The following is a 22,505-nucleotide window of genomic DNA, read 5'->3' as shown; positions in this document are numbered from 1 at the left end:
CGAACAGCCTCTTTTAAGTGAGTTTGCTTGGAGCAGGTGCGTTATTTTCCAAAACCTTGCGCCGTCCCATATCCGGTTTGAGCCAGTGCATCAGGGCAGGCAGGAACAGTAAATCTGACAACAGGGCAACCAGAATCGCCAGGCCGCCAAAGATGCCGGGCTTGGCCAGACCGAGGTAGCCGGCAAAACCGAGTACGCCAAAACCGAGGCCGAGAATCAGACTGGTAAAGGCAACCGCCTGACCCACTTCGCGCAGCGTCTTGCGCACGGCAATGCCGACATCGCCGTGTTCAATCCAGGTGTAGCGGTAGTGGGTGAGGAAGTGAATGGTGTCGTCGACCGCAATCCCAATAATAATAGGCGCAACAATCAGGGTGTCAGTGTCAAGCGGAATGCCCAAAGCGCCCATCACTCCAAAGGTAAACACCGCAGGCAACAAGTTGGGGATCATCGAGATTAGGCCGGCTTGATAGGAGCCTAGAGTTACCATCATCAACAGGGTGATGATGAAAAGAGCAAAGCTGAAGCTCTTCACCTGTGTCCAAGCCACATGATCCATTAGGTTCATCATCATGTGAAAGGTGCCGGTGACTTCAAGACTCATGTCCGGGTAGGTGCTGCGCAGTGGCGCAAAAATCTGTTCGATATCTCGATCCAGCTGATTGAAAAACGGGGTGTACTCGTTGGTGCCACCGTTTTTCAACATGAAGGAGATATGACTCTTGCTGTAATCGTCGCTGACCATATCGCGCCGATCGTCAGGGTTGGCGTTGTTGAACAGATACAATAATTGCGCGGTCATGCGCGGATCGTCCGGCAGACGATGGTAGGCCGGGTCGTCGCCATTCATTACCTGATTCGTGTCTTCGACAATATCGGCCAGCGAAAAGGTTTTGATGACCTTGCCCTGATGCTTTTCGGAGATCAGGTTCTGAAGCTCGTTAATGGCTTTGAGTACCGCTGGGTCCTGCAGGGCATCTGCCTGATTAAAGTCGAGGAAAACCTCTAGATCCATGCCGCCCATCATGTCTTTGTCGACCAGCTCTAACGCGCTCTGCAAGGGAGTACCTTCGCGGGCGAGCTTGGAAAAATTCGTGTCGATGCTGAGACCAAAGGCGCCGTAAATAAGCAGGGCGAATACGGCGACATAGCTGACTACAATGGCTTTGGCACGTCGTTCGGTAAAGTCGGCAATCCAGGCCAGCATGGGTTGCAGGTCAATCAGAGGCTTTTTGCCGTCGCTCTCAGATTTACCTTCCGTCTGGATTTTCGGGTGCCAGATATCCAGCAAGATGGGCAAAAACAGGAAAATCAGCAGAAAGGAAAAACCTACCGCCAGCGCGGACGTGATACCGAAGGTTGTGATGATGGGCATGTCGGTCAAGGTCAGTGCCAGCATGCCGATCATGGTGGTAACGGAGGTCAACAAAATCGGAATGCCGGTTTTGCGATAGGCCAGCGCGAGCGCCCGGTGGTGATCCTTGCCCTCGCGGGTGAATAGGGTATAGGCACTCAGTACGTGAATGCAGCTGGCAATGCCGACGGCCAGTACCAGCATAAAGGTCAATGCCAGCATGGTGGTGTAGGTCATGCCGAGCCATGCCCCGGTGCCGATGGCCCAGATCGCTGAGGTGTAGACGATGAGCAGGGGCCAGATTACCGCGCTGAGAGAGCGGAATAGCACCCAAAGCAAAATCACGACCAACGCCACCATGGCGGTTAGCAAACCGCCAGCCTCGATCACGGCGTTCATCACGAAATCCATGGTCGCGGGATTGCCCACGTAATGAAATTCGAAGTCTGAAAATGCGGGGTCTTGAGTAATCTCTCGAACCGCGTTCATAAAACGCGCGTACTCGTCGAGCTGTACGCTGGCAAATTCGACTTCAGCAACCTCGGCGCTGGCATCAACCTCCAGGGAGGTTTCCAGGCCAAAGCCGAAACCATCATCGGCTAACAGGTTGTCGGTTTGTGTGGCGCTTTCGCTCAGCTCACTTTCAACGGGCACCACACCAAAATCCGTTTTGATCCGGATGCCCCCGTACTGAAAATCGTCGGAGTAGAACATCCGCTCAAAGCTGTCCTGACTTTCGGCGATGGCGCGACGGCGTTCTCGTTCACTCTCTGTTTCAGGGAAGTCAGCGCCAATAAGCTTTTTTGAGATCAGGGTGTCGCCTTGAGCGATCTGATAGCGGGCGTTGTAAAGGCTGTCGATATCGACGATGCGCCCGAGTTCTCCGGCATCGGCCCCCTCGCTTAGTTGGGTCAGCGTGGTATGCAGTTTTTCGAGGGTGCGCAGGGCCTCTTCCGAAAACACATCGCCTGACTGAGGTCGGTAGACGATAAACACGCTTTCATCGCTGCCAAACTGACGCCTGAAGGCATTGCGGATTTCCAGCGGCCCCGCTTCATCTTCAAACCAGACTTCCGGTGACATGTTGACCGCAAAGTGGCGAACCAGCCCGGTCATCATCAGTGTTGCGATTGCAACAAAGAGGATCAGGCTCAGCCAGCGGTAGGGTAGAAGGGCGCCGGGCAGGCGCTCGAAGAGATGATTCAGGCGAAACAGCAACTGCTGCACAGACGACTCCCCATAAGTCGTGAAAGGTTGGCAGCAGTGTACAAACCGACCAGTTGGTCTGCAACCGTCTGGTCGTGAAATTCAGATTAACTTCTTTTAAGTCGCGAGGCCTTGCTCAACTGGTGGTGAGACGAATAAACCAGGCCATCACCCGCGTTGTCAGATCCGTAGCCTTGGCCTTCAGCTCCGCCCACCAGCCAGTCTGCTGGCGCAGGGCGTGATCCTCGTGCGCCCGTTCAATCACGTAGGCATGAATGTTGGCCACCTGTTTGGCGTTAAGCACATCGTCAAAGCGCGGCATGCCGGCCTGCTCCATCAGCCCGTTTAACACCACCGCCTCGAAGTTTTCATGCCAGATGGGGGCAAGGTAGCGCATATCGGGAATTGAGCCGTCGCCCACCGCCGTTGCGCCGTGGCAGCGCGCACAGAAGCGATCAAACAGCTTGCGACCTTCCTCGATCTCAGCCTCACTGGCCTGCGTGCGCGGAGGCGGTAGAGGGCGTTCTGGCTCGGGTGCTGGAGGCAGCGTTGCCGAGCCTTGGAGTTTGAAGGCCATGATGCGGTTGTTGGGGTTTTCGGTGGGGTAGCTCTTGCCGGTGTTCATGGTAAGGGCGCCGCCGCGACCCACGCCCACGGCAACATATTGCTCGCCATCGACCGTGTAGGTTACAGGGCCCGGCAAAATGCTGTTCTGGGCGTCAAAGGACCAGAGGATTTCCCCTTTGTCTGCACTCACAGCCAGAAAGCGGCCGTCGGAGGTGCCCTGAAAGACCAGATTGCCGCCGGTAGCCAAGACGCCGCCATTGTGGATATAGGGGTGGGGCAGCTTCCAGGCAATCTCGGCTTTTTCCACATCCCAGGCGAGCAGATGGGATTTGGGGAAATGTTTCAGAATCCCCTGAGTAACCGGTTGCGGCAGGGCATCCTGACTGAGTTTGTAGCCAGTGTTGAAATGCCGCTTTAGGTGTTTGTAGTCCGGGGCCTTGATCTCATCGAACAGCATGCCCATGTCCAGCTCGGGGATGTACAGCATTTTGGATTCAGGGTTGTAGGCCATGGGTTGCCAGTTGTGGCCGCCGATGGCAGACGGATAAACCATCGCTGGTTCGCCGTCGTAGTCCTGACCCTCGACCTCCACCGGGCGACCGGTGCTCATATCGTAGTGGCTGGCCCAGGTTACCGTGGTGAAGGGCTCTGCGGAAAGCAGTGTGCCATCGTGCCGGTCGATCAGGTAAACGAAACCCGCTTTGGGGGCGTGCACGATGACTTTGCGCGCTTCTCCCTGCCAGGTGATATCGGCCAGAGTGATCTGTTGTGAGGCAGTGTAATCCCAGTTGTCAGCGGGAACTTCCTGATAGTGCCAGAGGTAGTCGCCGGTATCGGGGTCAAGCGCAACCACGGAGCTGAGGTAGAGGTTGTCGCCGCCACCGGGGCTGCGGATGCGTCGGTTGTGAGGGGCGCCGTTCCCGACACCGAGGTAAAGTTGGTCAAGTTCCGGATCGTAGACAATGGCATCCCACACCGTGCCGCCGCCGCCATACTGCCACCATTCGCCGTTCCAGGTTGCTGCGGCTTTCTCCATGGCCTCATTCTCAAAGCCCTCGGCCGGGTTGCCGGGAATGGTGTGCCAGCGCCAGCGCATTTCGCCGGTGTTGGCGTCGTAGGCACTGACATAACCGCGGGTACCGAATTCGCTGCCGCCGTTACCGATAAAGACGAGGCCCTTGGCAACGCGCGGTGCGCCGGTAATGGAATAGGCTTTTGTCGGGTCGGTGGTGCGGGTGCTCCATACTGGCTTTCCACTTTCCTGATCGATGGCGATCAGGCGACCGTCAACCGTTCCCAGATACAGTTTGTCTTCCCAGGCGGCCAGACCGCGATTAACTACACCACAGCAGGCGGTAATGCTTTTCTCTCTCGGTACTTCGGGGTCGTATTTCCAAAGCAATGCACCGGTCCGGGCATCAACCGCGTAGGCAGTGCTCCAGGCCCCGGTAAAATACAGTACGCCATCGATGACCAGTGGCGTCGTCTCAAGCCCTAGATGGGTGTCCGTTTCAAAATACCAGGCCAGCCCAAGCTGTTCGGCGTTAGCGCTATTGATCTGATCCAGCGGGGAGTAGCGCTGTTCTCGGTAGCTGCGACCGTGACTGAGCCAATTTGCATTGTCGGCTTCGGCGTTGAGCAAGCGTTCGGGCGATACCGGGCCGGCGAAGGCCTGTAAAACGGAGGCTATGAGGGCTAATCCAATGATCGGTCGCATGATTTCAGTTTTTCTTGTCACAAGGGTAATCTGAAGCTTCTCACTATCCGCCCGGATAGTGAATTACTATTCAGTTAGTCGGTGGGTGAATGTGAGGCGAGGGCAGCGGGCAGGACAGCAGCCGCGCCAAACCGGTATAATGTGGGCCCATTTTTTGAGCTGTAGCGTGACATGCAAGTACAACAGACCATCGAACAGAAACTCACTCAGGCACTGGCACCCAGCCACCTGCAGGTGGTCAACGAAAGCCATATGCATTCGGTGCCGCCCAATTCGGAAACCCATTTCAAGGTGGTTGCCGTGGCCGAGCAGTTTGAGGGTATGCGTAAAGTCGCCCGCCATCAGGCCGTTTATGGCGTTCTGAAAGATGAGCTGGCTGGTCCGGTGCACGCCCTGGCCCTGCATACCTATTCTCCGCAGGAGTGGCAGGAGAGAGCCGAACAGTCGCCGGATTCACCGGACTGCCTCGGTGGCAGCAAGCGCGAGGGAAAGGGGCAGTGACCGAGATGTCTGACGACAAGTCTGTGGTTGTGGCGGCCCTCTACCGCTTTGTCACGCTGGATGATTTTGAAGCGTTGCGCGAACCCTTGCTGGAGGTTTGCACTCGGCACGGTGTTCGAGGAACCTTGCTGCTGGCTCATGAGGGCATTAACGGCACCATCGCCGGTTCCCGCGAAGGGATTGATGCGGTAATCGCATGGCTGCGCTCCGATGAGCGTATGGCCGCTTTGTCCTGGAAGGAATCCTACGACAGCGCGCAGCCGTTTTACCGCATGAAGGTCAAACTCAAAAAAGAGATTGTCACCATGGGCGTTGAGGGGATTGATCCCAACGATGTGGTTGGCACCTATGTTAAACCCTCGGACTGGAACGCGCTGATCTCCGACCCCGAGGTTCTGCTGATCGATACCCGCAATGATTACGAGGTCGAAATTGGTACCTTCAAGGGCGCGGTTGATCCCCACACCAAAACCTTTCGCGAGTTTCCGGACTACGTGAGCCAAAACGTCGACCCCGGGAAACACAAAAAGGTCGCCATGTTCTGCACCGGTGGTATCCGCTGTGAGAAAGCGTCGTCGTATATGAAGCAGCAGGGCTTTGAAGAGGTTTACCATCTCGAAGGCGGCATTCTGAAGTATCTCGAAGAAGTGCCGGAAGAGCAGAGCTTGTGGCAAGGCGAGTGCTTTGTGTTTGATAACCGGGTGACGGTGAAGCACGATCTTTCGGCCGGTAGCTTCGATCAATGCCACGGCTGTCGTCGCCCGATCAGTGACGAAGACAAGCAGAGTGAATTTTATGAGAAGGGCGTTGCCTGTCCGCACTGCTTCGACGAGCTGACAGACGACCAGAAAAAGCGGTTCCGTGAGCGCCAGAAGCAGGTTGAACTCGCCAAGCAGCGCAAGGAAGCCCATATCGGCGCGCCGCCACCAGCCCGCCAATTGAGAAAAGCTGACGAAGCGGGCTGAATCCCGTATTTTGCGTGTCTCGGTTTACCAGTATGGCCAGCGGCTCTGCAGGGCCTATACTGGTATGACTTTAACTAGCCTGAGATCGTGCGACATTGGTGTTGTCAGACTGCAACTGGGGGCATTTTCGGCGGATTTTCTGCGGCTTGGTGTTGGCCTGCCAGTTCGCCGTGACGCCTGTTCAGGCTCAGGAGCCGGTGCAACTTTGGGTTCAGTCCATTTTCGGCTCGCGTCACACTGCAACTCACTTTAAACCCTTCTTTGACGAAGCCTTCAGGCAGATAGAGCGGGGCTACTCGATCTATTACAGCAATAACTTTGAGTTGCTGGGTCGGCGCTGTCTGCAACAGCACTACGATGTGATTATGGGCAGCTACAGTGCCGCAATGCGTGAAATCGAGCGCGACTGCGGCTATCGCTTGGTGGCCATTACCGAGCAGCCGATTCACCTCTATACGCTGATGGGGCAGCCTTTAACAAAGATCGGTCGTGTCGGCGTGATTCCGGGCATTCGCGCTGCTGACATGGAGTTCCATTCGGTTGTTCCTGCCAGTGCCACACTGGTGCCATTTCGCAATCATATCGCTGCGACGATGGCTTTGCTGGAAGGGAAGATCGATGCTTTATCGAGCGCGCCGGTCGCCATTCAGCGGTTGTCCCCACAGTTGAAGAACAAGCTCGTCATCGCTCATACCTTTGCCGACATCGGTCGCGGTGCCGCCTTGCTGTCGCCGCGATTTATTGCAACGGAAGAGGGGCGCTCCTTTAGACGCTTTGTACTGAGCAACGGTGAAATCAGCCGTAGAATTTATATTGAGGGAATGGGCATCAGTCCCTGGCTCGAACCCTGAAAACAAACAGCCCGGCAAATGCCGGGCTGTTGCTTTATACCTTCCGGGTATGACCTTCCCAGTACGGATCGCGCAGGCGACGCTTGTAGAGCTTGCCATTCGGGTCGCGCGGCAGTTCGGCCTGGTAATCTATACTGCGAGGCAGTTTCATTCGGGCGAGACGCTCTTCGAGAAACGTCATCAGCTCCTCCGTCAACGCGTCTGAAGGTTCAACACCCTCAATCGGCTGCACCACGGCTTTGATTTCTTCGCCCCAGTCTTCGTTGGGAACACCAAAGACGGCGCAGTCGTTGACCTTGTCATGCAGGATCAACACGTTCTCGATTTCGGCGGGATAGATGTTGGCACCACCGGAAATAATCATGTCGATTTTGCGATCGCTCAGGTAGAGGTAACCGTCTTCGTCGAGGTGACCGATATCGCCGAGGGTGAAAAAGTTACCGATGCGATTCTTTTTGGTCTTTTCAGTGTCGCCTTTGTATTCGAAATCGCTATTGTCCATCAGCTTCATGTAGATGGTACCCGTCTGGTTGGGGCCTAGCTCATTGCCTTCGTCGTCGTATATTTTGACTTCACTGCCGTACCAGGCCGAGCCCACCGAGCCCGGATGTGCCAGCCAGCCTTCCGGCGTGCACAGTGTGCCGCCGCCTTCGGTACCGGCGTAGTATTCGTAAATACTGTTGCCCCACCAGTCGAGCATTTGGCGCTTGATATCGGGTGGACAGGGTGCAGCAGCGTGAATCATGTGGCGCGTCGAAGAGACGTCGTATCGGCTGCGTACCTCTTCGGGCAACTTCAGCATGCGGATAAACTGGGTCGGTACCATATGGCTGGTAGTAACCTTGTACTCTTCAATTAGCTTCAGGGTTTGCTCAGGGTCCCATTTTTCAACGAGTACCACGGCGTGCCCCATATGCAATGAGTTGCCTGAAAACTGCAGCACTGCGGTGTGGTAGAGCGGGGAGCCGCAGAAGTGCACATTGTTGTCTTCGGGTTGAATGCCGAACAGCATGAGGAACATGGCCATCATGCCGTAGAGGTCTTCCGGCGCCATGTCGGGCAGGGGGCGTTTTACGCCCTTGGGTTTACCGGTCGTGCCTGAGGTGTAATTCATGATCTGACCGGCGCTACGGTTTTCAGGCAGGGTGTCGGGCTGACCGTTCACCAGCTCATCAAACGAACGGAACCCGGGAATGTCGCCTACGGCAAAGGCGCGGCTGGTGTCGAAACCCGCAGCCTCGGCAGCAGTGCTGGCGGCTTTGGCAACGCGTTGATCACTGACGAAGGCTTTTGCTTCACAGTCTTCCAGAATGTAGGCGACTTCAGGTCCGGCGAGGTGCCAGTTGATGGGCACCATGTAGAAGCCCGCCTGGGTGGCCGCCAGATAGATGTAATAGAACTCTACGCAGTTGGGCAACATCATGGCGACCGCATCGCCGCGCTCCAGACCAAGCTCGCGCAGGCCGTGCACTACCTGATTGGCTTTGGCTAGCAGGTCGCCCCGTGTGTACTTGTTGCCATCGGGTGCTACTAGCGCCAACGGAGAAGGATCTTTTTGGGCGAAGGCCCAGAATCCCAATTCAGACATGTATCGCAATCTCCCTTCCAGAACAATATCGTGATGGCTGGACTATAGCATTGACCGAGAAGGGCTCCATCGCCGCAAGCGGCGAGTTAGAGTATCAATTCAGGTCAGCGGCAAATTGTCTCAAAATCGATAGCGGCACCGTTTCCAGCGCTTTTTGGTGGGTGCGGGTTAAATAAACTCGTGGGGCCATGTCTTGTTGATAGGCTTCCAGCCAGCGGGCTGCGCACAGACACCAGCGATCGCCGGGGTTTAAGCCGGGGAAGCCGAAATCCGGCGCCGGCGTGGACAAATCGTTCCCACGAAAGCGCGAATACTCGAGAAAGTCTTGGCTGACTTCGACGCAGACGGTATGGGAGCCCACGTCAAGCTCGCTGGTGTTGCAGCAGCCATCGCGAAAAAAACCTGTGACCGGGTCGGTGCTGCAAGGAAGCAAGGGTTCGCCAAATACGTTCAGAGACTCTTCTCTATCCATGTGGGTTATTCCTCCTTCGGTTGCGTGTTGGCCTTGCGCTCGTGGAGTGCGATCGAGGTGCTGCGATCACACTGTAGTCGCGGTCGATTCTCTTCCAGTTCGGTCAGCGGTTCTGCTGGGGTAAAGCTTTTCCGATAGCGTAACACCAGCTCCTTGTAGACCTCGGTGCCGTCTGTCTTCCAGTGGACTTCGTCGTCTGAAAGTTCGCGGATAATCCGGGCGGGGACACCGGATACCAGACTGCGACGCGGGATGGTGAAACCCGCTTTCACAAAGGCATTGCCACCGACAAAGGCTTCTTCACCCACGGTGACATCATCCATTACGGTCGCATTGATACCGACCAGGGCATTCCGGCCGACTCGGCAACCGTGCAATACGGCGCCGTGGCCGATATGGCCGTAGCTTTCGACAACGACGGACTTCTCCGGGAAGGAGTGCAGCATGCAGTGATCCTGAATATTTGCGCCGTCATGGACTTCTACCGTGCCAAAGTCACCACGCAGGCAGGCGAAGGGTCCGATAAAGCAATGCTTGCCAATCCTGACATCGCCAATAAGCACAGCTTCGGGGTGAACGAAACTGCTGGGGTGAACCACGGGGATAACCCCTTCCAACGAATAGACCTTGGCCATAAAGACTCCAGAATGTGCGGGTTACGGCAACGCAAAGGCGATCAGCGCATCGCCTGGCTCAGACCAGCCGTGACCACCTGCCGCAACCACCAGATATTGCCGGCCGTTTATCTGGTAGGTCATCGGGGTGGCATTGGCGGTAAAGGGTAGACTCTGACGCCAGACTTCCTCCCCCGTGTGTTGGTCGAAGGCGCGAAGGTAGCGGTCGGTCGTCGCGCCGATAAATACCAGATCACCGGCGGTGGCCAGAGCACCTCCGACATTGGGAACACCAGTATTAAACCAGAGAGGAAAGGGCGCTAAATCCCGCGTTGTGCCGAGCGGGATTCGCCATTTTATTTCGCCGCTTTTCAGGTCGACAGCGGTAAAACTGCCCCAGGGTTTGGGCACACAGGGTGCGCCCCAGTTGGATACCAGCGGCGTGCGGAGTGCGCCGTAGGGGGTGCCTTTCATCTCAAAGTATTCCAGTGGGTAAACACCGTCCCTCGGTTCGGCGTCGTACTCTTGTCGCGGAATCAGTTGGACCACGGTGGCGAAGTGCATCTGGTTGACGAACATCAGGCCATTGCCCGGATTGATGGCGACGCTGCCCCAGTTAATGCCGCCCATATTGGCGGGATACAGCACTGAGCCCTCCAGCGAAGGGGGCGTGAATATGCCTTCAGAGCGGTATTGCCTGATCAGCTCCTGACAGGCGCTTTTACCGAAGCCAAACAGCCCTTCCACATTCTCCTCTGTCAGCGGTGCGGTGAAGTGCAGCGGCGCTGGATGGGTGGCAAAGGGTTGTGTCGGCGACAGCTTCTCACCTGGCACGCCGTTCTGTGGAACCGGGCGCTCTTCAACGGGGTAGAGTGGTTTGCCGGTTTCCCGGTCGAGCAGAAAGACCATGCCGGTTTTAGTGCCCTGTGCAATACCACGTCGCCCCTGACCTACACCGGGTATTTGAAACAGTGTGGGCTGTGCGGCCACGTCAAAATCCCAGACGTCGTGATGGACGGTTTGAAAATGCCAGCGGTAGCGACCGCTGCGGGCATCCAGAGCAACGACTGATGATCCATATTCGTCGATGCCGTCGCGCTCGCCACCGTACAAGTCGGGTGACGGATTGCCGGTCGGAATCAGCACCAGATTCAGGTCGTGATCCGCCGACATCGGGGCCCAAACATTGGGGGTGCCCTGGTGGTAGCGAGTGGCGCCATGCTGGTCTTGATGTCGGGCTTTGTAATCCTCGCTGACCGGGTCCCAGGCCCAGGCCAGTTCGCCAGTGCGGATATCAAAGGCGCGAACCACGCCCGAGGGCGCACCGGTTCGCAGGTTATCCACCACCAGCGCGCCGATGACGGCTTTGTCGTCGATAATCACCGGCGGCGAGGTTGGGTAGTACTCCCAGGTCTCGTGCTCAGAAATACCTTCGCGCAGCGCAACTCGGCCAGCCTTGCCAAAGCCCGGGCAGGGTTGCCCGGTGTCGGCATCGAGCGCGATCAATTCAGCATCGCGGGTGCCGTAGACAATGCGCTTATCACAACTGTCCTGAGCATCGCCTTCCCAGTAGCTGACGCCGCGACAGAGGGCAGGATAGTAGCCACCGGAGGTGTTCTTTATTTCCGGGTCGAACACCCAGCGTTCTTCACCGGTAGCCGGATTGAGTGCGAATACGCGACCAAAGGGGGTGCAGTAATACAGGGTGTCGTTGACTGCGATGGGCGTGACCTGCAGGCTGGTAAACGACCAGTCTCCGCTGCCATCGCTCTTGTCGCCGGAATCATGGCGCCAGGCAATTTCGAGATCCTGCACGTTTTCGATATTAATCTCGTTGAGTGGGCTGAATCGGTCGCTGCCCGGACCGCCATAGGTCGGCCATTCGGCAGTCAATCCTTCTGCCGCGCTGTGCGCTGCGGGTTCAGGCGAGGTACTGGCCCAGCAGCCGCTGAGCAGACAGCACAGCAACAGGGTCAGCAGAGCTTGGGTATTCAGTGTCATATGATTCATGGAGCCTCCGGAAGCTGAAACGAGCATAGCAACAGCCGCCGGTGGATTGAATTACCAAAACAAAAGGTATTGAGCGCGTGCCACTGATTTTTAATGAAAACTCAGTGATAATGAACGCACATGTAAAAGAGCAGAGATAAGCAAACAACCTTATGCGCAGAACTAAAATTGTCGCTACCGTGGGTCCCGCCTCCGACAGTCCGGACATTCTTCAAGCGTTGATCCGAGCCGGTGTAAATGTGTTTCGCCTCAACTTTTCCCACGGCAATGCCGACGAGCAGCGCCAGCGCGCGCTCCGCATTCGCGAGTTGGCCGAACAGGCCGGGCAGCACGTGGCGCTGTTAGGTGATTTGCAGGGGCCGAAGATTCGCCTGCGCAAACTGCCCGGCGACAGCATTCAGCTGAAAAAGGGCCAGAAGCTGATTCTTGATACGGCGATGGCCGACAGCGAAGGTAATGAGGGGCATATCGGTGTCGACTACCAGCCGCTGGCCGAAAGCGTAGAGGCCGGCGATATTTTACTGCTGGACGATGGTCGTTTTCGGCTGGTGGTGGAATCGGTTGAGGGCTCGAAGGTTTATACCCGTTCTGAAAGCAGTGGCCGCCTGAAATCGCGGAAGGGGATCAATAAACTTGGCGGTGGCTTGTCGGCACCGGCCTTGACCAGCAAGGATCTGGAGGACGTCAAGGTCGCTGCAGAACTGGCGCTGGACTATGTCGCCATTTCCTTTCCCAGCAATGCGGCGGATATTGAATATGCCCGGCGGGAACTCAACAAGGCGGGCTGTATTGCGGAGGTCATTGGCAAGGTTGAACGTGCGGAAGCGGTGGCTGACAACGCAACGCTCGACGCGTTGATTGAAGCCTGTGACGGCATCATGGTGGCCCGCGGCGATCTAGGTGTAGAGATTGGCGATGCCAATCTGATCGCTTACCAGAAGTTGATGATCAAGCGGGCGCGGCAGCTCAACCGGGTGGTGATAACCGCGACCCAGATGATGGAATCCATGATTTCCAACCCGCTGCCGACCCGCGCCGAGGTTTTTGATGTGGCGAATGCGGTGCTGGATGGCACCGATGCCGTGATGCTATCGGCGGAAACGGCGGCAGGGGAATATCCTGTCGAGACCGTTGAAGCCATGGCCAGCACTTGCGTCGGAGCCGAGCAGTCGCCATCGATTCGCCGTTCCGGTCATCGCATGGATCGCGAATTTACCAGCGCCGAAGAAGCCATCGCCATGGGCGCGATGTATTCCGCGAACCATTTGCAGGGTGTGAAAGCCTTGATCGCGCTGACCGAATCGGGGCGCACGCCGCTGCTGATGTCCCGGATCAGTTCAGGGCTGCCGATATTTGCAGTGAGCAGTCATCAGACCACCTGCAACCGGGTCTGCCTCTATCGCGGTGTTAGACCGGTCTATCTGGACACGTCTACCTTCGCCAAGGAAGAAATGATTGAGGGGGTTATCGCCCACCTGCGCGACAAGGGCCTGGTGAACAGTGGCGATACCGTAGTCTTTACCCACGGCGATAATGTGGGCGTAGGCGGATATACCAACACCCTTAAAATAATTACGGTCTGAACACTATCGCGGTCGTCACCCGCGATGATCGATTATTTGCCGTCGGTGTTCGCCGCGTCCAAAAAGGCCGGTTTCTCACCGCCGCCGTGAACAGTCACGGTAGTGCCGCTAACATAGGATGACAGGTCGCTGCCCAGGAACAGGCAGGCGTCACCAATGTCTTCCGGTACTGCCATGCGTCCCAGCGGAATGGTCGCGCCGACCGCCTCGATACCCGCTTCATCACCATAGTGTAGGTGGGACTGCTCGGTACGGATCAAACCGCCGATAATCGCATTCACGCGCACCTTGGGAGCCCACTCAACCGCGAGCGACGTGCACAGATTGACTAGGCCTGCCTTGGCGGCGCCGTAGGCCGCTGTGCCTGGCGAAGGGCGTACCGCTGAGACGCTGGCGATATTGATAATGGAACCGCCGGTTTCCTGCTGCTGCATCACAGCATTGACGCATTGACCAAAGTTCAACGGGGCCAGCAGGTTCAGGCGGATAATGGATTCGGAAAAACGCGGCGAGGCGGTGGCGGCGTCGGCAAAGGGGGCGCCGCCGGCATTGTTGACGAGGACATCGATGCGACCGTGTTCCTCGGCAACCTGATTTACGAAGTCCTGAATTTGATCGAAGTCTTTGACATCGCAGGGCAAAAACTGTGCGCTGCGGCCGCCGGCTGTGGGCAGGGCATCCGGTTCAGAGCGCCCGCAGATAACCACATGGGCGCCACAGCTCAGAAAACGCTCGCTGATTCCTCGGCCAACGCCTTTGCCGCCTCCCGTGACGATTACCACTTTGCCGGAGAAGTCGAGTCGATTATCCATGTATCAATCCCTGCAGAAATTCGAGGTCAGTATAACGCCATGATCAACGGGCAAAAAAAAGCCCGAGTTCAGCGCTGGGCAAGCCTAGCCGCCGATGGAAAAGATTGTATCGTCCAAACGGGGCATATTGGCTAACGAAAGCGGTCATTGCGGGCAGTTCGGTTGGTTTCGCTAAATTTCTCGTCATTTTAGGTGCTGGATGGCCGAGTAACCTTTTGAGAGAATGCAGCCCGGCTTTCGCCACAGCTCGGTGCGAACGCGTGGCAAAGAAAAGAATTCTAGATGACACAGGAAGGGCAGTAATGAGCGATTCAAAACCGGTATTGGCAATTCTGGGTGGCACGGGTGATCTGGGGACGGGGCTTGCCCGGCGCTGGGCGGAGGCAGGCTATCGTGTGATTATCGGCTCCCGCACGCAGGACAAGGCCGAAGCAGCCGTGGCTGATCTGCAGCAGGTTATGGCGGATCGCGGTATCGCCCAGGTCACTGTGGAAGCCATGGGAAATCTGGCTGCAGCAGAAGCGGCGGATATCGTCGCCATGACAGTTCCCTTCGCCCATCACTCCAGCACACTCGAGCTGGTCAAGCCAGCCCTGAAAGGCAAGATTCTGATCGACGTAACCGTGCCGCTGGTGCCGCCGAAAGTCGCTCGCGTACAACTGCCGGAAGCGGGCAGTGCCGGACAGATTGCCCAGAACCTCTTGGGTGAAGATACCCAGGTGGTATCGGCCTTCCAGAATGTGGCGGCTCATCACCTGCAGGAAGGCAAAGGGCTCGATTGTGACGTGTTGGTGTGCGGCGACAAGAAAGATGCCCGCGCCAAGGTGATTGAGCTGGTGGAAGCCGCGGGTATGCGTGGTTTTCATGCGGGCAGTATCGCCAATGCCGCGGCGGTGGAAGCGATGACCTCTGTACTGATTTTCGTGAACAAGCAGTATCAGTGTCACGCCGGCATTAAACTGACCGGCCTGGCTGAGTGAGCAGTTCGCTGAACCTGACCGTGTTGCCGGGCTTTCCCTTAGTGGAGCCCGGCGACGATTTGGCTGCTTTAATTGTTGAATGCTGTGAGCGCGCCGATATCGTTTTGCAAGATGGCGATGTGTTGGCGCTGGCCCAGAAGATTGTCTCCAAAGCGGAGAATCGCTACGTCTGGTTCAATGAGGTGGAGCCTTCTGAAGAAGCGATCGCGCTCGCTGAAAAAACGGACAAGGATCCGCGTCAGGTTGAGTTGATCCTGCGCGAATCCAAAGAGGTGGTGCGGCATCGACCGGGTGCGATTATCGTTGAGCACCGGGAAGGCTATGTACATGCCAATGCCGGCATCGATGCCTCGAATATTCACTCCGACCCTGATAATCCGCGGGTCTTGCTCCTGCCAGAAGATTCCAATGCCTCGGCACGTACACTGCGAGACGCGCTGCGCGAAAGGCTCGGCGTAACATTGAATATCCTTATCAACGACAGCGCTGGTCGTGCCTGGCGCAATGGTACCTGTGGCTTTGCTCTGGGCAGTGCCGGTTTTGAGGCCCTGGTCAGTCGTATTGGCGACAAGGATCTGTTCGGGCGCCCGCTGGAAATCACCCAGATCGGTGTCGCGGATGAATTGGCGGCAGCGGCTTCCTTTCTGATGGGGCAGGCCGACGAAGGTGCTCCGGTCGTGCTGATTCGAGGGGCGCAACTGCGCGCTTCCGAGCAGGGGTGCGAAACCCTGATTCGTCCCAAAGCGCAGGACATGTTCCGCTGAGATGAGCGCTTTGACGGGGAAGGTGGTGGCTCTGACCGGGGGCGTAGGCGGCGCCAAGCTGGCGCGCGGCTTGATCGAATGTCTAGCGCCTGACCAGTTATTGATTGTTGCCAATACCGGTGATGACTTTAACCATCTTGGGTTATCGATTTCACCGGATTTAGATTCCGTTATGTATGCCCTCGCGGATTTAAATGACCCGCAGCGGGGGTGGGGTCTGGCCGGTGAGAGCTGGCAGGCGATGGATGCGCTGCAGCAATTGGGCGGGGCAGATTGGTTCAAGCTGGGTGATCGGGATATTGCAACGCATTTGCAGCGCAGCGTGCGCTTGCGCGAAGGTGCGTCTTTATCCCAAGTTACCCGGGAGCTTTGCGCCGCGCTTGGCATTCAGCATCGTCTCGTGCCGATGACCAATGATCGGGTCAGTACCATGATCACCACCGAGCAGGGCGAGCTGGCCTTTCAGGAATACTTTGTTCGAGAGCAGTGTGCACCTGCGGTGTCGGCCTTTCGCTTCGACGGCATCGAATTGGCCCAGCCCCTGCCAGAATTAATGGATTGGCTCGCCGCCCCCGACCTCGAAGCGATTATTGTGTGCCCCTCCAATCCTTTTGTGTCGGTCGATCCCATTCTCCAGCTACGGGGGGTTCGCGCGGCGATTCAGGCGGCCACTGCGCCGGTGGTCGCGGTTTCGCCCATAGTGGGTGGGCTGGCGGTAAAAGGCCCGGCGGCGAAAATGATGAAAGAGCTGAATATGCCTGCGACCGCGACCGCCGTGGCTCAGTGGTATGGTGAACTGCTGGATGGGCTGATGATTGATGTGGTTGACCGGGAGCTGGTGGACACCATTGAAACCAAAACCCGGGTATTGCCAACCCTGATGAGTGACCTGGAAAGCAAGGTGGATCTGGCCCAAGCGGCTATCGACTTTGCCCGACAGCTTGATTAGTGTGATTCACCATGTGGGTATTTATTCCTTTAAAAGATTTCGTGCAGGCCAAACAGCGCCTGTCTGGCTTTCTCAGTCCTTCTGAGCGGCGTTGCCTGTTTCAGGCGATGGTGGAAGATGTGCTGGATGTGCTGACACAGGTAGAGGGCTTGGAGCGGATTATTCTGCTGTCTGACGATCCCGCGGCCAACCTGTTGGCGGAGCACTACAACATTGAATGCTGGAGCGAGAGGGCGCTGGCACCACCGGGGCTGAACTCTGTGATCAATGCGGCGGTGCGCTCTGTAGCCGGACAAGTTGACCATTGCATGGTCGCCCATGGTGATCTGCCCCTGGCCAGTGTTGAAGAGTGGCAGGAAGTTCTCGCAGAGCATGCGCGAGGTCATGGCGCGCGGGTAACGCTGGTCACCGATCGCCACTGCGACGGTTCCAATGTGCTCATTACCAGCCCGCCGGGCAGTCTGACTTTTGCTTATGGTTCCGAGTCCTGCCATCACCATCGCGCGCAGGCTCAGCAAAAGGGGCTGTCGCTGATGACGTTGGAGCGGCAGGGTTTGAGTCGCGATATCGATGACGGTGATGATCTGGCGGAGCTGGTCAGTTGTGATTGGGGCAGTCGTGCACCGAAAACCCTACATTACCTGCGAGAAAACGGTCTTGATCAGCGCATCAGAGCGCTGACATCAAAAGAAGCAAACAGTGCATTTATCAAAATGGATGTGGTCTCGGATTCATGAGTGACTGGCACACTATTGCCGCCAAGGCGGGCAGCCATCAGCAGCTCAGCGCGGAAGAAGTACTGGCGCTGGCTGAACTGGATGAGAAGCATGACGACGACCTGCTTGCCGTAGCGGGTGAGCTGCGCGACAGCGGTTTTCGCAATGTGGTGACTTACTCGCGCAAGGTCTTTATTCCGTTAACCCACCTTTGCCGCGATGTCTGCCATTACTGCACCTTTGCCAAAACGCCAAAGCGTATTGAATCGCCTTATATGAGCGTCGAGCAGGTGCTCGATTCCGTGCGTGAAGCCGAAAAAATGGGCTGCAAGGAAGCGCTGCTGACCCTCGGTGAGAAACCGGAATTACGTTACAAGGCCGCGCGTGAAGCCCTTGCGGAAATGGGCTTTGCGACCACGCTGGAATACGTGGCGCACGTATCAAAACGTATTCTCGAAGAAACCAGCCTGCTGCCGCATGTCAATGCGGGCTGCATGACCGCCGATGAAATCGCCATGTTGCGCCCGGTATCGGCATCAATGGGTATTATGCTGGAATCCGCATCTGAGCGGCTGACAGAAAAGGGAATGCCGCACTACGGTTCACCCGACAAAGATCCGGCGGTTCGTCTGCAAACCCTGCGCCTGGCCGGAGAAGCACAGGTGCCTTTCACCTCGGGTGTGCTGATTGGTATTGGCGAAACCCGTCGAGAGCGGGTTGAATCCCTGCTGGCGCTGAGAGACGTGCATGAGGAATTTGGTCATCTGCAAGAAATTATCGTGCAGAACTTTCGCGCCAAGCCGGACACCAAAATGGCGTCAGCTCCCGAGCCCGATCTGCACGAATTGCTGTGGACCATCGCAGTCTGCCGATTGATCTTTGGCGCGGAGATGAGTATTCAGGCGCCGCCCAATCTCAGTCCGGGCGTGCTGGAAAAAATCGTTGCAGCGGGCATTAATGATTGGGGTGGGGTATCGCCGCTGACCCCGGATTTTGTGAATCCCGAGGCGCCTTGGCCCCATCTGGAAGAGCTCGCCCGAGAGACAGCGGTCGCCGGTAAATTCCTGCAGGAACGGCTGACCATTTATCCCGGCTACGCCATTGATCCTGTGCGCTGGCTCGATGAAAGTCTGCACGAGCGTGTGCTGAATAAAATTGATTCGGAAGGCTTTCCTCGTACTGACACTTGGCTGACCGGGCAACATGCAGAATTGCCGCAACAGGATCTTCAGTGGCTGAATACTGCGGTTAGCGAAGCGGCCGTTTCTGCCGATATTCGCGGCATACTAAAGCGGTCAGCCGCCGGCGAAGCCTTGAGCGAGGCTGAGGTTGTTCGCCTGTTTCAGAGTCGTGGACCAGACTTTGCTGCAGTTACCCGTGCCGCCGATGAACTACGTAAAAAGCGCTGTGGCGACAGCGTTAGCTATGTAGTTAATCGCAATATCAATTACACCAATATCTGTTATTTCAAATGTCAGTTCTGTGCTTTTTCCAAAGGCAAGCTCAGCGAAAATCTGCGTGGGCGACCCTATGACCTAAGCCCGGACGAAATTGCCCGGCGCTGCAGTGAAGCCTGGTCGCGTGGCGCGACGGAAGTCTGTATGCAGGGCGGTATTCACCCGGATTACACAGGTCAAACCTATCTCGATATTCTCGCTACGGTTCGCGAGGCGGCGTCGGATATGCATATTCACGCATTTTCGCCGTTAGAAGTTTGGCAGGGCGCCGCGACCTTGGATATGGCCATTGAGCCGTATTTGCGAAAGCTCAAGGCTGCCGGCCTTAACACCTTGCCTGGCACGGCCGCTGAAATTCTGGACGATGAAGTTCGGGATATCATCTGCCCCGACAAGATCAATACCGAGCAATGGCTCAATGTCATGGAAACAGCGCACGGGGTCGGCTTGCGCACGACCGCGACCATAATGTTCGGGCACGTGGACCGACTGGAGCACTGGGCGCGGCACCTTCTGCGGGTGCGTTCGTTACAAGCCCGCACGGGCGGTTTTACCGAGTTTGTGCCGTTGCCGTTTGTGGCGTCTGAGGCGCCGGTTTACCTGAAGGGCAGGGCACGCAAAGGCCCCACTTTTCGCGAATCTGTGTTGATGCATTCGGTCGCGCGGCTGGTATTCAATGGTTTGATAGACAATATTCAGGCGTCCTGGGTGAAACTGGGCCACAACGGCGTTGAAGCTTGCCTGAATGCTGGCGTCAATGACGTCGGCGGCACGCTGATGAACGAGACCATTACCCGCGCGGCAGGTGCAACCCACGGGCAGGAAACCTCGCCCCAGCAGATGGATACGCTGATTCGCGCTATGGATCGAGAGCCCGTGCAGCGTACAACGCTGTATGAGCGGGTCCCTGAGGAACGTGAACAGGCTGCTCGCGCCGCCGGTGCGCTGCTTGAGGTGGTCAACACCCCGGCTCAGAAGTATGAGCGCAAGGGCGGACGCAAACCGCTGGTGAAAAACACTGACGATCTGATTGCCTCGGCCTGAGCCCAGAAATCACCTCTTTGGGTCAGGCGCCGAGGTGGCGGGGCGGCTTAGACTTTCCTTCGATATAACAACACAAAGAGGATTTGGTCATGCCTGCATCACCCGAACAGGTACGCGCTGTCATCAATCACTATGTCCAAGCTTGGAAAACTGGCGACAAGGCCCTGTTGCTGTCCATTTTTGCCGATGATTGCAGTTGGGAAGATCCGGTGGGGGCGCCTGCATTTCTCGGCCACGACGGAATTTCCCAGTTCTGGGATTTTGCCTATCCTCAGGACTCGGCCCGGACATTGACGCCGGTGCCTGAGCAGATTATTGCCTGCGGCAACGAGGGTATTTTGCGCTTTGTGATGCAGGTGAGGGTGCCCGCTGAGAACAAGGGGCTGAACCTCCTGGTTACCGATCATTTTGTATTAAACGATGAAGGTAAAATAAAAACGGCGCGAGCATTCTGGGATGAAAGCTGCGTGTCATGCCCTGACGGTATGGAAATGTTTGTGCCGGATATGAGTGCGGCTTACGACTGAGTTGTCGAGTACCGTAGATACAAAAAAGGCCGCAAAATGCGGCCTTTTCTTTGTCTAACGCTGTGGCTTAGCGCTTGTCCAGCGGCACAAAGTCGCGCTGTGCCGGGCCAGTGTAAAGCTGACGCGGACGGCCGATGCGCGAGTTGTCTTTGTGCATTTCGTTCCAGTGCGCGATCCAGCCCGGGGTACGACCCAGAGCGAAGATAACGGTGAACATGGAGGTCGGAATGCCCAGAGCCTTCAGGATGATGCCGGAGTAGAAATCGACGTTGGGGTAGAGCTTCTTCTCGATGAAGTAGTCGTCTTCCAGCGCGATTTTTTCCAGGCGGGTAGCGATTTTCAGCAGCGGATCGTCGATACCCAGCTCGCCCAGCACTTCGTCGGCAACTTTCTTCATCACGCGTGCACGCGGATCGAAGTTTTTGTAGACGCGGTGACCGAAGCCCATCAGACGGAACGGATCGTTCTTGTCCTTGGCGCGGGCAACACACTCGTCGACGCGAGACTCGTCGCCAATCTCGTTCAGCATTTCCAGAACCGCTTCGTTGGCACCGCCGTGCGACGGTCCCCACAGGGCTGCGATACCGGCAGAAATACAGGCGAAGGGGTTGGCGCCAGTGGAGCCGGCCAAACGCACTGTCGAAGTAGAGGCGTTCTGCTCGTGGTCGGCGTGCAGCAGGAAGATAGTGTCCATGGCTTTGGCCAGAATAGGATTCACCTTGTACTCTTCACAGGGGTTGCCGAACATCATGTACAGAAAGTTCTCGGAGTAGGTGAGATCATTCCGCGGATACATGAAGGGCTGGCCAATGGTGTATTTGTAGGTCATGGCCGCCAGTGTTGGCATTTTCGCCATCAGGCGAATAGCAGAAATTTCGCGATGGTTCTCATCGGAAATGTCCAGAGAGTCGTGATAAAAGGCAGACAGAGCGCCAACTACACCACACATGATGGCCATGGGGTGAGCGTCGCGACGGAAGCCCTTGAAGAAGGTGCTCATCTGGTCGTTCACCATGGTGTGCCTGCGCACATTGGTGGTGAACTTTTCTTTTTCTTCCTTGGTGGGCAGCTCGCCGTAGAGCAGCAGGAAGCAGGCTTCGAGGAAATCGGATTCCTCTGCCAGTTGTTCAATGGGGTAACCGCGGTGAAGCAGTACGCCTTTGCCACCATCGATGTAAGTGATCTTGGATTCGCATGACGCAGTGGATACGAACCCCGGATCGTAGGTGAAGTAGCCTTCGCCCGTCAGCGCACTTACTTCGATAACGTCTGGACCGATAGTACCTGAGTACACGTTCAGGTCGATGGTTTTGCCATCTATCGTCAGACTGGCTTTCTTGTCACTCATTACGACGAGCTCCTGTAGGGTAATGTCTTTTGAACGTCCTTTAACCGGAGCGACAAATATAGAGCCTCGAATCGTTTTGTCAACGTTGCATACTTCGGCGTTTTAGCGTTGGAGCGGGGTGAAACTGTTTAAAAATTAAGCGTTTCTGGGTGTCTTTTTATCTGCTGCATTCAAATGGCGCACACAGGGCGGAATGTATGCATTGAAATGCCTTTTTCTGGTGCGTGCCGGGCGCTAAGCACTTGAAAACACATTTTTTTGCACTGCCGTAAAGCGGGTAAGTTGGTTTGTAATTGCCCGGTGATGGCCCTATAATGCGCGGCGTTTCCGATATGCACGGTATTCACACTATATATAGTGTTTCGCCTTTCCGGCAGTGCCGTGCTCCAGTCAGGCCTTTTCGCCGTACGCATTGGTCGGAGACATGCTCCACATCCTTTTAATCGCCCGCGCAAGCCGGGCCAGAAAAAGTGTGAATTA

At 56.5% G+C, this 22,505-nt stretch carries 18 protein-coding genes; 10 read left to right on the top strand and 8 right to left on the bottom strand.

The features are described 5' to 3' along the window. Nucleotides 1-13 precede the first annotated feature (13 nt). Both FHR99_RS04140 and FHR99_RS04135 read right to left on the bottom strand, forming a co-directional pair. Nucleotides 14-2,581: an MMPL family transporter gene (locus FHR99_RS04140; protein ID WP_183409273.1), complete on the bottom strand. Its 2,568-nt coding sequence runs from the start codon at nt 2,579-2,581 to the stop codon at nt 14-16. Nucleotides 2,582-2,696: 115 nt separating this feature from the next. Continuing rightward, on the bottom strand, nt 2,697-4,844 hold the full coding sequence (locus tag FHR99_RS04135) for a PQQ-dependent dehydrogenase, methanol/ethanol family (protein ID WP_183409272.1): 2,148 nt from the start codon (nt 4,842-4,844) through the stop codon (nt 2,697-2,699). Between the two features lie 171 nt (nt 4,845-5,015). Between FHR99_RS04135 and FHR99_RS04130 the strand changes: the two genes are divergently transcribed. The 3 genes from FHR99_RS04130 (at nt 5,016) to FHR99_RS04120 (ending at nt 7,161) form a co-directional block, all read left to right on the top strand. Further along, entirely contained in the window at nt 5,016-5,345 is a 330-nt protein-coding gene (locus FHR99_RS04130; protein WP_183409271.1) for a BolA family protein, read from the top strand. A gap of 5 nt (nt 5,346-5,350) precedes the next feature. Continuing rightward, nucleotides 5,351-6,310, top strand: a complete 960-nt coding sequence (gene trhO, locus FHR99_RS04125) for an oxygen-dependent tRNA uridine(34) hydroxylase TrhO (RefSeq protein ID WP_183410132.1) — start codon at nt 5,351-5,353, stop codon at nt 6,308-6,310. Nucleotides 6,311-6,408: 98 nt separating this feature from the next. Next, nucleotides 6,409-7,161, top strand: coding sequence for a hypothetical protein (locus FHR99_RS04120; protein ID WP_183409270.1), 753 nt, complete (start codon nt 6,409-6,411; stop codon nt 7,159-7,161). Between the two features lie 34 nt (nt 7,162-7,195). Here FHR99_RS04120 and FHR99_RS04115 read toward each other — a convergent pair whose 3' ends face one another. The 4 genes from FHR99_RS04115 to FHR99_RS04100 form a co-directional block, all read right to left on the bottom strand. Next, nucleotides 7,196-8,749, bottom strand: coding sequence for an acyl-CoA synthetase (locus tag FHR99_RS04115; RefSeq protein ID WP_183409269.1), 1,554 nt, complete (start codon nt 8,747-8,749; stop codon nt 7,196-7,198). Between the two features lie 94 nt (nt 8,750-8,843). Continuing rightward, the gene (locus FHR99_RS04110) at nt 8,844-9,221 is read right to left on the bottom strand and encodes a DUF2237 family protein (RefSeq protein WP_183409268.1); all 378 of its coding nucleotides are present in this window, start codon (nt 9,219-9,221) and stop codon (nt 8,844-8,846) included. Between the two features lie 5 nt (nt 9,222-9,226). After that, entirely contained in the window at nt 9,227-9,856 is a 630-nt protein-coding gene (locus FHR99_RS04105; RefSeq protein WP_183409267.1) for an acyltransferase, read from the bottom strand. 21 nt (nt 9,857-9,877) lie between these two features. Next, nucleotides 9,878-11,845, bottom strand: a complete 1,968-nt coding sequence (locus tag FHR99_RS04100) for a pyrroloquinoline quinone-dependent dehydrogenase (protein ID WP_246386452.1) — start codon at nt 11,843-11,845, stop codon at nt 9,878-9,880. 152 nt (nt 11,846-11,997) lie between these two features. On the opposite strand from FHR99_RS04100, the gene pyk reads away from it, so the two are divergent. Beyond that, nucleotides 11,998-13,428, top strand: coding sequence for a pyruvate kinase (gene pyk / locus FHR99_RS04095; protein ID WP_183409266.1), 1,431 nt, complete (start codon nt 11,998-12,000; stop codon nt 13,426-13,428). Nucleotides 13,429-13,460: 32 nt separating this feature from the next. On the opposite strand, the gene FHR99_RS04090 is transcribed toward pyk, so the two are convergent. Continuing rightward, a complete protein-coding gene (locus FHR99_RS04090) occupies nt 13,461-14,240 on the bottom strand; it encodes an SDR family oxidoreductase (RefSeq protein WP_183409265.1) in 780 nt (259 codons plus the stop codon). Nucleotides 14,241-14,542: 302 nt separating this feature from the next. On the opposite strand from FHR99_RS04090, the gene npdG reads away from it, so the two are divergent. The 6 genes from npdG to FHR99_RS04060 all read left to right on the top strand — a co-directional run bounded on the left by npdG (nt 14,543) and on the right by FHR99_RS04060 (nt 20,677). Continuing rightward, a complete protein-coding gene (gene npdG / locus FHR99_RS04085) occupies nt 14,543-15,220 on the top strand; it encodes an NADPH-dependent F420 reductase (protein WP_183409264.1) in 678 nt (225 codons plus the stop codon). Continuing rightward, nucleotides 15,217-15,984, top strand: coding sequence for a coenzyme F420-0:L-glutamate ligase (gene cofE / locus FHR99_RS04080; RefSeq protein WP_183409263.1), 768 nt, complete (start codon nt 15,217-15,219; stop codon nt 15,982-15,984). The genes npdG and cofE overlap by 4 nt, the downstream gene beginning before the upstream one ends. Before the next feature lies 1 nt (nt 15,985). After that, complete coding sequence (gene cofD, locus FHR99_RS04075) at nt 15,986-16,933, top strand: 2-phospho-L-lactate transferase (RefSeq protein ID WP_183409262.1); 948 nt, start codon at nt 15,986-15,988, stop codon at nt 16,931-16,933. Nucleotides 16,934-16,944: 11 nt separating this feature from the next. Continuing rightward, on the top strand, nt 16,945-17,670 hold the full coding sequence (gene cofC / locus FHR99_RS04070) for a 2-phospho-L-lactate guanylyltransferase (RefSeq protein ID WP_183409261.1): 726 nt from the start codon (nt 16,945-16,947) through the stop codon (nt 17,668-17,670). Further along, the gene (gene cofH, locus FHR99_RS04065; RefSeq protein WP_183409260.1) at nt 17,667-20,150 is read left to right on the top strand and encodes a 5-amino-6-(D-ribitylamino)uracil--L-tyrosine 4-hydroxyphenyl transferase CofH; all 2,484 of its coding nucleotides are present in this window, start codon (nt 17,667-17,669) and stop codon (nt 20,148-20,150) included. Before cofC ends, cofH begins: the two co-directional genes overlap by 4 nt. A gap of 89 nt (nt 20,151-20,239) precedes the next feature. Further along, nucleotides 20,240-20,677 (top strand): nuclear transport factor 2 family protein, encoded by a 438-nt coding sequence (locus FHR99_RS04060; RefSeq protein WP_183409259.1) that lies wholly within the window; start codon nt 20,240-20,242, stop codon nt 20,675-20,677. A gap of 67 nt (nt 20,678-20,744) precedes the next feature. On the opposite strand, the gene FHR99_RS04055 is transcribed toward FHR99_RS04060, so the two are convergent. Next, nucleotides 20,745-22,025, bottom strand: coding sequence for a citrate synthase (locus FHR99_RS04055; protein WP_183409258.1), 1,281 nt, complete (start codon nt 22,023-22,025; stop codon nt 20,745-20,747). Between the last annotated feature and the right edge of the window lie 480 nt (nt 22,026-22,505).

Source organism: Litorivivens lipolytica (assembly GCF_014191715.1).
GTDB lineage: Bacteria > Pseudomonadota > Gammaproteobacteria > Pseudomonadales > Spongiibacteraceae > Litorivivens > Litorivivens lipolytica.
Note: the sequence above shows the minus strand (reverse complement) of the source record. Positions and strands in the feature narration are given on the sequence as shown.

Coding starts and splice junctions, on each gene's coding strand:
- FHR99_RS04060 (WP_183409259.1), top strand. CDS start 20,240: ATGCCTGCATCACCCGAACAGGTACGCGCTGTCATCAATCACTATGTC.
- FHR99_RS04110 (WP_183409268.1), bottom strand. CDS start 9,221: ATGGATAGAGAAGAGTCTCTGAACGTATTTGGCGAACCCTTGCTTCCT.
- FHR99_RS04100 (WP_246386452.1), bottom strand. CDS start 11,845: ATGAATCATATGACACTGAATACCCAAGCTCTGCTGACCCTGTTGCTG.
- FHR99_RS04115 (WP_183409269.1), bottom strand. CDS start 8,749: ATGTCTGAATTGGGATTCTGGGCCTTCGCCCAAAAAGATCCTTCTCCG.
- pyk (WP_183409266.1), top strand. CDS start 11,998: ATGCGCAGAACTAAAATTGTCGCTACCGTGGGTCCCGCCTCCGACAGT.
- FHR99_RS04090 (WP_183409265.1), bottom strand. CDS start 14,240: ATGGATAATCGACTCGACTTCTCCGGCAAAGTGGTAATCGTCACGGGA.
- FHR99_RS04130 (WP_183409271.1), top strand. CDS start 5,016: ATGCAAGTACAACAGACCATCGAACAGAAACTCACTCAGGCACTGGCA.
- trhO (WP_183410132.1), top strand. CDS start 5,351: ATGTCTGACGACAAGTCTGTGGTTGTGGCGGCCCTCTACCGCTTTGTC.
- cofD (WP_183409262.1), top strand. CDS start 15,986: ATGAGCGCTTTGACGGGGAAGGTGGTGGCTCTGACCGGGGGCGTAGGC.
- cofC (WP_183409261.1), top strand. CDS start 16,945: ATGTGGGTATTTATTCCTTTAAAAGATTTCGTGCAGGCCAAACAGCGC.
- npdG (WP_183409264.1), top strand. CDS start 14,543: ATGAGCGATTCAAAACCGGTATTGGCAATTCTGGGTGGCACGGGTGAT.
- FHR99_RS04105 (WP_183409267.1), bottom strand. CDS start 9,856: ATGGCCAAGGTCTATTCGTTGGAAGGGGTTATCCCCGTGGTTCACCCC.
- FHR99_RS04055 (WP_183409258.1), bottom strand. CDS start 22,025: ATGAGTGACAAGAAAGCCAGTCTGACGATAGATGGCAAAACCATCGAC.
- cofH (WP_183409260.1), top strand. CDS start 17,667: ATGAGTGACTGGCACACTATTGCCGCCAAGGCGGGCAGCCATCAGCAG.
- FHR99_RS04135 (WP_183409272.1), bottom strand. CDS start 4,844: ATGCGACCGATCATTGGATTAGCCCTCATAGCCTCCGTTTTACAGGCC.